Origin of the sequence: Micropruina sp. (assembly GCF_027492755.1) — a bacterium.
GTDB lineage: Bacteria > Actinomycetota > Actinomycetes > Propionibacteriales > Propionibacteriaceae > Micropruina.
In genome coordinates, this window is the sequence record NZ_JAPUED010000149.1 from 1 (window position 1) to 9,228 (window position 9,228).

At 69.1% G+C, this 9,228-nt stretch carries 12 protein-coding genes and 2 tRNA genes; 6 read left to right on the forward strand and 8 right to left on the reverse strand.

Features of this window, described 5'->3' with window-relative positions; translation table 11 throughout:
- Nucleotides 1–49 precede the first annotated feature (49 nt).
- The 4 genes from Q0066_RS10740 to glp form a co-directional block, all read right to left on the reverse strand.
- Nucleotides 50–122 (reverse strand) — tRNA-Ala (locus Q0066_RS10740).
- Between the two features lie 68 nt (nucleotides 123–190).
- Nucleotides 191–928, reverse strand: a complete 738-nt coding sequence (locus Q0066_RS10745) for a hypothetical protein (protein WP_298132754.1) — start codon at nucleotides 926–928, stop codon at nucleotides 191–193.
- 81 nt (nucleotides 929–1,009) lie between these two features.
- Nucleotides 1,010–1,627 carry a GNAT family protein gene (locus Q0066_RS10750; RefSeq protein WP_298132756.1) on the reverse strand — a complete coding sequence of 206 codons (618 nt, stop codon included), beginning with the start codon at nucleotides 1,625–1,627 and terminating at the stop codon, nucleotides 1,010–1,012.
- On the reverse strand, nucleotides 1,624–2,919 hold the full coding sequence (gene glp, locus Q0066_RS10755) for a gephyrin-like molybdotransferase Glp (RefSeq protein WP_298132758.1): 1,296 nt from the start codon (nucleotides 2,917–2,919) through the stop codon (nucleotides 1,624–1,626). Before glp ends, Q0066_RS10750 begins: the two co-directional genes overlap by 4 nt.
- A gap of 18 nt (nucleotides 2,920–2,937) precedes the next feature.
- On the opposite strand from glp, the gene Q0066_RS10760 reads away from it, so the two are divergent.
- The 4 genes from Q0066_RS10760 to mscL all read left to right on the forward strand — a co-directional run bounded on the left by Q0066_RS10760 (nucleotide 2,938) and on the right by mscL (nucleotide 5,241).
- Nucleotides 2,938–3,570, forward strand: a complete 633-nt coding sequence (locus Q0066_RS10760) for a 5-formyltetrahydrofolate cyclo-ligase (protein WP_298132760.1) — start codon at nucleotides 2,938–2,940, stop codon at nucleotides 3,568–3,570.
- Between the two features lie 99 nt (nucleotides 3,571–3,669).
- Entirely contained in the window at nucleotides 3,670–4,005 is a 336-nt protein-coding gene (locus tag Q0066_RS10765; protein WP_298132762.1) for an FmdB family zinc ribbon protein, read from the forward strand.
- A gap of 80 nt (nucleotides 4,006–4,085) precedes the next feature.
- Nucleotides 4,086–4,703 carry an SAF domain-containing protein gene (locus Q0066_RS10770; RefSeq protein ID WP_298132763.1) on the forward strand — a complete coding sequence of 206 codons (618 nt, stop codon included), beginning with the start codon at nucleotides 4,086–4,088 and terminating at the stop codon, nucleotides 4,701–4,703.
- A 175-nt stretch (nucleotides 4,704–4,878) separates the two neighbouring features.
- Nucleotides 4,879–5,241, forward strand: coding sequence for a large conductance mechanosensitive channel protein MscL (gene mscL / locus Q0066_RS10775; RefSeq protein WP_298132772.1), 363 nt, complete (start codon nucleotides 4,879–4,881; stop codon nucleotides 5,239–5,241).
- Between the two features lie 109 nt (nucleotides 5,242–5,350).
- Here the strand turns inward: mscL and Q0066_RS10780 are convergent, their stop codons facing one another.
- On the reverse strand, nucleotides 5,351–5,701 hold the full coding sequence (locus Q0066_RS10780; RefSeq protein ID WP_298132764.1) for a hypothetical protein: 351 nt from the start codon (nucleotides 5,699–5,701) through the stop codon (nucleotides 5,351–5,353).
- Complete coding sequence (locus Q0066_RS10785) at nucleotides 5,698–7,071, reverse strand: UTP--glucose-1-phosphate uridylyltransferase (RefSeq protein WP_298132766.1); 1,374 nt, start codon at nucleotides 7,069–7,071, stop codon at nucleotides 5,698–5,700. Before Q0066_RS10785 ends, Q0066_RS10780 begins: the two co-directional genes overlap by 4 nt.
- 315 nt (nucleotides 7,072–7,386) lie before the next feature.
- Here Q0066_RS10785 and Q0066_RS10790 point away from each other — a divergent pair.
- Nucleotides 7,387–7,459 (forward strand) — tRNA-Arg (locus Q0066_RS10790).
- Between the two features lie 125 nt (nucleotides 7,460–7,584).
- Here the strand turns inward: Q0066_RS10790 and trxA are convergent.
- Together trxA and Q0066_RS10800 are read right to left on the reverse strand one after the other, a co-directional pair.
- Nucleotides 7,585–7,959: a thioredoxin gene (trxA, locus tag Q0066_RS10795; RefSeq protein WP_298132768.1), complete on the reverse strand. Its 375-nt coding sequence runs from the start codon at nucleotides 7,957–7,959 to the stop codon at nucleotides 7,585–7,587.
- 77 nt (nucleotides 7,960–8,036) lie between these two features.
- Nucleotides 8,037–8,732, reverse strand: a complete 696-nt coding sequence (locus tag Q0066_RS10800) for a metal-dependent transcriptional regulator (RefSeq protein WP_298132769.1) — start codon at nucleotides 8,730–8,732, stop codon at nucleotides 8,037–8,039.
- An 81-nt stretch (nucleotides 8,733–8,813) separates the two neighbouring features.
- Here Q0066_RS10800 and Q0066_RS10805 point away from each other — a divergent pair.
- Nucleotides 8,814–9,228, forward strand: a 415-nt coding sequence (locus Q0066_RS10805) for an acVLRF1 family peptidyl-tRNA hydrolase (protein ID WP_298132771.1), incomplete at its 3' end; no start/stop codon positions are given.

Below are 9,228 nucleotides of genomic sequence, written 5' to 3' on the forward strand. Positions count from 1 at the left end.
CGGGCGGCCTCACAAGCGTCGATCTGCACTTTTGATAAGAGCAACTGGGTGGAGCTAAGGGGATTCGAACCCCTGACCTTCTCATTGCGAACGAGACGCGCTACCAACTGCGCCATAGCCCCAACTGCTCAACGAGCAGAGACGACTTTAGCACCCCTGCGCCGATGGTTCATCTCGACGCCGGACGCCGTCACTCCCCGACCGCGCGACGCTCGTCGCCGTCGTCCTCGATCTGGCTGGGTAGTGGCTCAGCGGTGACAGGGACGCCGCTGGTCGGCATCATCGCGGGCGCGGACAGGTCGATGGTGCGGACGGTGCGCGGCGCCAGCGGCTTGGACACGTACGTCGGCGCGGTGATCGGGATCGGATCCCACAGCGAGCCGGGCTTGGCAACCGGGGCGGTCAGCTCGATGGAGGCCTCGGCGGTGTCCTCATCCTCGGACAGGACGGCGATCGCGACGGTCTTCTCGTCGCTGGCCTCACGGATGCGTCGCGCCCGGGCGTCCAGGTCGCGCCGCATGGCCCGGACGCTGAACCGTGCGACGACCAGGAACAGCAGCAGCAGGCCGGCCGGCACGATCGGTATCCACCAGGCGAGCAGGCCCAGGGCGGCCGGCACGCTGACCGCGAACAACACCAGTGCCAGCACCATCAGCACCCGGCGCCGGCGGGTCGCCGCCTGCCGGTCGATCTGGCTCAGCTCGTACAGCGCCGCGCGCCGAGTCAGCGGGGTCGACACCACCGCGGCACCCTCTTCGGCATCGGCCAGCGACACTCCGGGACGCACGATCGTCACGGTCGCCGAGAACGGCGCCGCCGGATCGACCTCGTCGAGTGCCGGATCAGTCTGCCGACGCAGAAAATAGGGCACGAGATAGACCAACCATGCTGCGGCGATCACGCCGAAAATCACTCCCGTCAGGCCCACACCCGAACGCTACGGGGCGCCGTCGGCGTGTCGGCGGACCAGCGACGGAGTGTCGCCCATCCTCACTCAATCCCGTGATGGTCAGGCCTGATCGTCCAGCCGGGCGACCAGACCCGCGCCGACCTCCTCGACATGCAGGGCGAACATCGCATGATCGCGCCAGTCGCCGTCCACATGCATGTAGCGCTGCCGGACGCCCTCGTAGCGGAAGCCCAGCTTCTCCACCACCCGCAGGCTGCGAGCGTTCTCGGGCCGGATGGCCACCTCGATCCGATGCAGCCGCAACGTGAAAAAGCAGTGATCGCAGGCCAGCGCGAGCGCCAACGGAATGATCCCGCGTCCGGCCCATCGCTCGTCGACCCAGTACCCCGCTTGGGCCCAGCCGGCAGACCCGTGGGCGATGCCGGAGATGGTCAGCTGCCCGGCGAGTACCGGACGGCGCTGCTCGGGCGGCAGATATTCGACCGCGAACGGCAACATGGTGCCCTGTCGTGCCCGGCGGTTGAACTGCCGCACCATGCCCGCGAAGGTCAACGGCGATTCGACGGAGTCTCGCGGCCGGGTCGCGTCCCAGGGCCCCGTCCACGAGGCGTTGCGGCGGCGCAACTCGTCCCAGCCGGGCCGGTCCGTCAAGCGCCACGGGCGCAGGGTGACCGGACCGTGACTCAATCGCACCGGCCAGCCGACGGCACCGCTCATGTGCGTGCCGGCGTCAGCATCCAGACCTCGACATCGGAGTTGGCCGGCACCAGATCGGTGCCGGGCGGCAGCACGATCAGGGCGTCCGCCCGAGCCACGTCGCGGGCCAGATCAGCACCCAGGTCGCCGGCCGGCTCCACGCCGCGGCCGGTGGTGACGGCCGGGATCAGTTCGGTCGCGCCGCGCTGGCCGTGCAACGCCACCCGGGCCGGCAGCACCCGGCTCACCGGCAGTTCGTTCGGCTCACCCTGCAGCCGGTTGAGCGCCGGACGGACGAAGGCGTGATACCCGACGAAGGCCGGCCACACCCCGGCGGGCAGTGCGATCACCGGCGTCCGGTCGTCGCCGACGACGGCGAACGCGTGGGTGCCCCCCGGATGCACGGTGACCTGACGCTGCCTGAGTTCACCGAGCCGCTCGAGCACGTCGGGCAACGCACCGTCGAGACCGCCGACCACCACGACCAGGTCGGCGCGGATCAACTGATCGGTGAGCGCCTCGAGAATCACCGCCGCATCGTCGGCCAGCGTGCCGGCCGCGAACACCTGGGCCCCGTCAGCCCTTGCCCCCGCGGCGATCAGACTGCTGGTGGCGTCGTAGCGATGCAGCCGTGAGGTCAGCGGCAGGCCGGGCGGCACCAGGTCGGAGCCGATGGTCAACACCGCCACCCGGGGCGACTGCCGGACCAGCACCTTGTCGAGGCCGACCTCGGCGAGCAGGCCGACCGCCCCGGCGTCCACGATGCGTCCCCGCTCGAGCAGCAGAGTGCCGTCGGCGATGTCGGAGCCGGCGAGCCGCAGATGCTGCCCGACCGCCACCGAGGCGTCGACTCGCACCTCGGATTCGCCGCCGTCGGTCCGGTCGAGCGCGACGACGGCGTCCGCTCCCTCGGGAACGGGCGCGCCCAACGCCACCCGGATCGCCGTCCGTTCCAGCAGGGGCGCACCCCGGTAGGCCGGCGAGTCCAGGGTGTCGAGCACCGGCAGGCGGACCGGATCGGACGGCGTCGCGGACGCCACGTCGGCGGCACGCACGGCGTAACCGCCGGTCGCCGCGCTGGTGAAGGTGGGCAGCGCGATGTCGGAGACGATGTCTTCGCAGAGCCGGCGGCCGAAGGCGTCCAGAACGCCTAGTCCGATCGGCCGCAACGGTTCGATCGCGGCGAGCAGCTCGGCACGATACTCAGCCATTCCGATCGACGCCGACGACGCGGGCACCTCCTGATCGGACGCCGTCTCGTCCACCTGCTCGACCGTAGCCGCAGCCTGCTTCTTACGTCCGAAAAGCGCCATGGGACTTACCATAGGACAATGCCCACGGCCGACCCGTCGAACCCTCCGGACGGCACCGAGACCGTCACTTTGCGGGCGGCGAAAGCGGCATTGCGCACCCGGATCCGGGCAGCCCGGGCCGTCCCCGAGCCCGCCTCCGCCAGCCGCGCCCGGACGGCGTCAGCCCTGGAGCTCTGTGCTGGGCACCGCGTCATCGCGCTCTACGCCTCGGCCGGCGACGAGCCCGACACCTGGCCGCTGATCGACGCGCTGTACGGGGCCGGGCGCACTGTCCTACTCCCCTTGCTCGGACGCCGCCCCGACGGCTCCGTGCGGCGCGACCCGGACTGGGCGCAGTACACCGGACGGGGCCGGCTGCGGCTCGGATACGCCTCCATTCCGGAACCGGTCGGGCCGGGCCTCGGCGCGAAGGGGCTGGCAACCGCAACCCTGGTGTGGTGCGCGGGTCTCGCCGCGACCCCGTTCGGCGATCGGCTCGGCACCGGCGGCGGCTGGTACGACCGGGCCCTTCCCTTCGCCGCACCGGAGGCGCTGATCGCGGTGCTGCTGCGGGACTCAGAGGTGCTGCCCACCCTGCCGGTCGAACCGTTCGACCGGCCGGTCGATGCGATCGTGACCGAGACCAGGGCGCTGCGCGCGGCCCGGGAATAGCGGCGCCGCCCCGGGGCGTTGGGTGGGACGGAACCGATCCCGCCTGCGGGGCACTAGAATGCCCTCGGTTCGCCCGCCGTCATCTCTGGAAGTTTGCCGATGCCCACCTATCAGTACCGTTGCCAGGACTGCTCGTCGCAGCTCGAGGTCGTGCAGAAGTTCACTGACGACCCGCTCACCCAGTGCCCCACCTGTGAGGGCACGCTGCGCAAGGTGTTCAGCGCTGTCGGGGTGGTATTCAAGGGCTCCGGGTTCTACGCCACCGACAGCCGAGCCGCGAAGAAGGGCAGCACGTCGTCGAGTTCCACCAAGACTGACAGCAAACCCGGCGACGCCAAGGCCGGCGACAGCAAGTCCACGAGCACCACGTCGGGCGGCGACAAGACGCCGGCCACGACCAGCAACTCATCCAGCAGCGGAGCACCGGCCGCCTGATTCAGCGGAGAAGGGCACTGCGTCGCCCCTTGTCACCGCGATTTTGACCATTTTCGGGGACTTGGGCGTCCACTGTGGGCGTGAAGACCTTCCGAACGCGGGTGCGGCGCGTGGCACGCCGGTATCGACGGGTGTGCGCCGCTCTGCTGGCCGGCCTTGCGGTGTGGGCAGCCCTGAGCGTGCTGCGACCACCCGGGCCGGCCACCACGACGGCGGTGGTCGCCAGTCGCGCATTGCAGGGCGGACAGACCGTCACCACCGACGACGTCAGCCTGCGACAGATACCGCTGGATGCGGCGCCGGCCGACTTTCTGAGCAATCCCCAGCAGGCACTCGGGCGTCCACTCACCGTCTCGCTGCCCGCGGGGGCGGTGTTCCTACCTGCCTCGGTAGTCACCCGGGAGGCGCTGGCCGCGCCCGGGCTGTCGGTACTGCCAGTCACCTTGACCTCGACCGCGGTGGGGTTGATCGAGGTGGGCGACCGCATCGACCTGCTGGGTGCCGACGCCGAATCCGACGCGGTACTGCTGGCATCGGCGGCACGGGTGGTCGCCGTGCTGTCCCGTCCCGGTGGTTCGTCGCCGCTGTCACCGATGCAGTCCTCCGGGCCGGTGCTGCTGGTCGAAGTGAGACCCGCCAGCCTGCCCCGGGTCGCCGCCGCAGCAGCCCGCGGGCCACTCGGTTTCGGCCTCCGGTGATGTCCTGCACCGCCCGCCGCACGGGCCTGAGCACCCTGTACTCCACGCTCGCCGTATCGTCCAGCACCGGGGACGACGAGAGCGTTCACCCCGCTCTTGGCTACATTCGCCACGGCACGGTCCACCACCAGCCCCCGGCACTTGGGGGCAGCCGTGACCGAAGGGAATGACAATGATTCAAGGTTTCAAAGACTTCCTGCTCCGAGGCAATCTGATCGACATCGCGGTGGCGTTCATCATCGGCGGCGCATTCGCCACGGTGACCACCGCCTTCACCAAAGTCGTGGTGGAACTGCTGGCCAAGCTCGGCGGCTCGCCCAACTTCGACTCCTGGCAGCCGTTCGGCATGAACTCCATCGGCCCGTTCCTGACCGCGCTGGTCGCGTTCATCATCATGGCCTTCGTGGTCTACTTCGGCATCGTGGTGCCCTACGAGCGGCTCAAGAAGCTGACCGAGAAGCCCACCGAGACCGAGCCGGGCGCCCCGACCACCGAAGAGCTCCTCGCTGAGATCCGGGATCTACTCAAGAAGGGCTGAGTCTTCAACCGCACGATCCCCCGTCACCACTCGGTGGCGGGGGATCTTCGCGTCACAGGTCGACCGTTGGTTGGTTGACCGGGTCTCGACAAGCTCGACCAACGAGAACTCAGACGCCGTGGTGGGGCGGGACCTCGTTCAACAGCCGGCGTTCGTCGGCGGTCAACGGACGGGGCGCGGCCGGCGCGGCCGGGCGTCCGAACAGCCCCAACTCGACCTGCAGCCGCTGCAGCAGGGCGAACAGCCGGGCGCTGCCCACCTGGGCACGCAACTCGTCCGGCACCGGGTGCGGCCAGACGCCGCCGGCGGCACGCACCTGTTCGGCATGCGCCACGATCCGAGCCCGGCTCCACCCGGCGTCCGCCAGCGCCGTCAGCGGATCCGGGTCGACGCTCGCGATCAACGCGGTGCCGCCGGTGAGCGCGAACCCGACCGCCGCAGCCAGCGCGGGATCGCTCACCGCGCCTCGTCGACCCCGGCCAGCGCGGGCCGGCCCAGGTCGGGGAAGACAGCCTCGCCCTCGACCGCCACCGGACGGTCGAACGTCCAGTCGCCCGCCACCACGAAGGACCGCGCGGCACGCAACGACGGCGCCACCTCGACTCGGTTCTGGAAGTCGTCGATCAGCTTGTAGTAGCGGCCGTCGAGATCGACCCGGGGCAGTTCGTCCACGGTTTGAGTGAGCCGTCCGTCCTCGCCGAGGTCGAAGACGTCCGAGCGCAACAGCAGCAGCTCGTTGGTGGTCTTGACCGGCTGGAACCGGGCCCGCGGGACGGCGATCGCGGTCGCTCCCGGAAACACCTCGATGGCGGCACCCATCGCGGTTTCGAGCTGGATCACCTTCGGTGAGGTGGAGTCGGCGGGGTCGACGGTCTTCACGTTGTGGATCAGCGGCAGGCCCAGCACCGCGCCCCGGGACTGCAGCGCGCTCTTCAGCTGTTCGAGGTCGATCCACAGGTTGTTGGTGTGGAAGTACGGGTGCCGGTGCTCGTCGGTGAAGTAGTCCATCTCATCGGACGGCGTCTGTGCGGTGTCACGCAGGATCAGCTGCCCGTCGGACTTGCGGATCGCCAGGTGGCCGCCCTTGCGGTCGTTCACCGTGCGCGGGCAGATCTCGGCCGCGTAGGGCGCGCCGCTGGCGGCGAACCAGCCGGCCAGCTGAGCGTCGGGCCCGGCGCCCAGGTTGTCGCCGTTGGCGATGCTGGCGTATTTCATGCCGGCGGCCAGCAGGGCGTCCAGAACCCCTGAGCCGACCAGCGCGGTGTAGACGTCGCCGTGACCGGGAGGGCACCACTCCAGCGTCGGATCAGCCGGCCACTCCACCGGATCCAGGGTGTCGGCGGTGAGCTTGGGTTCGGCGTTCTGCAGGAAATCGACCGGCAGGCCGGCGACCGGCAGATCCGGGTACCGCTCGAGGTAGTCCAGCGTGTCCTGCCTGGTCCGGAACGAGTTCATGAACAGCAGCGGCAGCGGCGCCTCATAAGCCTCCCGAGCAGCCGTGATCTGCCGGACGATCAGGTCGAGGAAGGTGAGCCCCTCGCGAACCGGCAGCAGTGTCTTGGCCCGGTCCAAGCCCATCGAGGTGCCCAGACCACCGTTGAGCTTGATGATCACGGTCCGCGCGATCGCTTCGCGGGCCGTCCGCTCGTCGACATCGACCGCGCTGAGCTGTGGCGGATCGGTCAACGGGGCGATGGTGTCCTCGGGGATCAACCCGGTGGCCCCGGAGCTGGCCTCGCCGTAGTAGTGGGAGAAGACGTCGATGGCCGGGTCGTTTGCGCCGGCGGCCCGCATCTTCGCGACGGCTGCGGCAAGTCCGCTTTCACTCATGGCGCGAGTCTAGGGAATTCACGACCCGGGACACGCCCAAGGATCAGCGTGCGGGCATGACGAGAGCGACGCCTATCGAAGGGCCAAAAGCCGTCTACCCACCCCCAGGAGACATCAACGAGCTGGCGTCGCTCTCTGGGACCGAGTTTAGACGATACGTCAGGCAAATGCACGCCTGCATCGGAAACTCTTGCCGATCGACAACTTTTCAACCAACTGGCGCCCCCTCGTCGCCGCACCGCAGCCGAGGTCCAGTCACCCAAGATGAGCCGGCCAGCCGCGGTCCCCTATGCTGGTGACCGCCCGAAGGTGGTGGGCCCCATAGCTCAGGGGATAGAGCAGAGGTTTCCTAAACCTTGTGTCGCAAGTTCGAATCTTGCTGGGGCCGCCGGACAACGAGATCCTCCGCACACAAAGACGATCCCCGCCCGGGGGGATGGGGCGGGGATCGTCTTGATTATAGTGTGACTCAGTACCGAATGTCACCCATGCGGGTGACTAGAAGTTCACATCTCAGGATTCGTCAGAACCGGCAGCTGCAGCTGCTTGCTCCTTCAACTTCTCGATGTCGAGACCCTTCACCGCTTTCAGGAGTTCCTCGAACTGCGGGCCGCTCATCGCGCCCGCCTCGCGGTAGACCAGGTAGCCGCCACGGAAGGCCATCAAGGTCGGGATCGACTGAATGCCCAGGCCGCCGGCCAGGGCCCGCTGATCCTCGGTGTCCACCTTGCCGAACACGATGTCGGAGTGCGCCTCGGACGCCTTCTCGAACACGGGGGCGAATCGCTGACACGGACCGCACCAGTCGGCCCAGAAGTCGACGATCACCGTCTCGTTCTCCTGGATCGCCTCGGCGAAGGTCTGTTGATCAAGGGCGCGCGTAGCCATGCATATTTCCTCTCTGAGTTCATCGGGTCCAACGCCGCGGGGCGCCGCCCTATTCCGAGCCCGCAGTGGCGCCGGGTTCAGGCGTCGCTCGCCACGAACAGATGGTCGGCCACCATGCCCGCGAAGCGTCCGGGCTCGCGACCTTCGGCGGCCAGGACCAGGGCGGGGCCGTCCATGCTGGCCGAAAGCTCGGCCTCGGGCATCACGCCCGCCTCGGCGAACATGGTCAGCAACTGCTGGTCGGTCTGCAGATACTCGCTGAACCGACGCACCGTCACCGTGACCGGGCCCCGGTGTGACAGCACCTCCGAGAGCGGCACCGCACCGTCGAGGAACGCCTCCGGCGCCGGCTTGGCGCCGAGTTCGGCCAGCGCCGGGATCGGGTTGCCGTAGGGAGATTCCACCGGCTCGTGCAGCAGATGCACCAGTCGTCGTTCGACATCGGTGGAGATCACATGCTCCCACCGGCAGGCTTCGTCGTGGGCGTGCACCCAGTCCAGCCCGATCACGTCGATCAGCAGCCGCTCGGCCAGCCGATGACGCCGCATCACCCGGGTCGCCAGCTTCAGACCGGCAGGGCTAAGCCGCAGCTGGCGATCGGTGTCCACGGTCAACAGGCCGTCGCGTTCCATCCGCGCCACGGTCTGGGACACCGTCGGGCCGCTCTGCTTGAGCCGCTCGGCGATCCGCGCCCGCAACGGCGGGACGCCCTCCTCGCCGAGTTCGTAGATCGTCCGGAGGTACATCTCCGTCGTATCAATGAGATCGCTCACCGGCTGCCTCCGTTTTCCGCGGCCAGACTAGGCCATATCCACTCGTTAGGTGAGAGTACCGAGAACACTACGCTGCCCTCCATGACCGACGTTCAGCGCGTCCAGGTGGCACCCGAAAGGCTGGAGCGGTGGCTGGCCGGATTCGCCCGCCGCCACCCGCAGCCGGAGCCTGTGGTGACGCCGGACGCGGTGCAGCTGGTCAGCCCCGACGGTGCCCGCGCCTGGATCGAGACGCCCTGGGGCACCGCGTCCGGCGACGACCCGCTGGCCGACCTGGTCGACACGGCCACTCGACCGCGGCGGCTCGGCGCCCTGCTGGTTCGGCGCAACTCCCACGCCGTCGGCATCTTCGAGGGAGCCGAACTGATCCGGCACCGGGTCGGACGCCACTACGTCCAGGGCCGGACGAAGGCGGGCGGCTGGTCGCAGCAGCGTTATGCACGGCGTCGCGGCAATCAGACCGAGCGGGCGTTCGGGCGGGCGGTCCAGGACGCCG

What these genes read in the sequence shown, in the direction of transcription:
- Q0066_RS10785 (WP_298132766.1), bottom strand. Translation starts at nt 7,071, where the DNA reads ATGAGTGAAAGCGGACTTGCCGCAGCCGTCGCGAAGATGCGGGCCGCC.
- Q0066_RS10750 (WP_298132756.1), bottom strand. Translation starts at nt 1,627, where the DNA reads ATGAGCGGTGCCGTCGGCTGGCCGGTGCGATTGAGTCACGGTCCGGTC.
- Q0066_RS10765 (WP_298132762.1), top strand. Translation starts at nt 3,670, where the DNA reads ATGCCCACCTATCAGTACCGTTGCCAGGACTGCTCGTCGCAGCTCGAG.
- glp (WP_298132758.1), bottom strand. Translation starts at nt 2,919, where the DNA reads ATGGCGCTTTTCGGACGTAAGAAGCAGGCTGCGGCTACGGTCGAGCAG.
- Q0066_RS10760 (WP_298132760.1), top strand. Translation starts at nt 2,938, where the DNA reads ATGCCCACGGCCGACCCGTCGAACCCTCCGGACGGCACCGAGACCGTC.
- trxA (WP_298132768.1), bottom strand. Translation starts at nt 7,959, where the DNA reads ATGGCTACGCGCGCCCTTGATCAACAGACCTTCGCCGAGGCGATCCAG.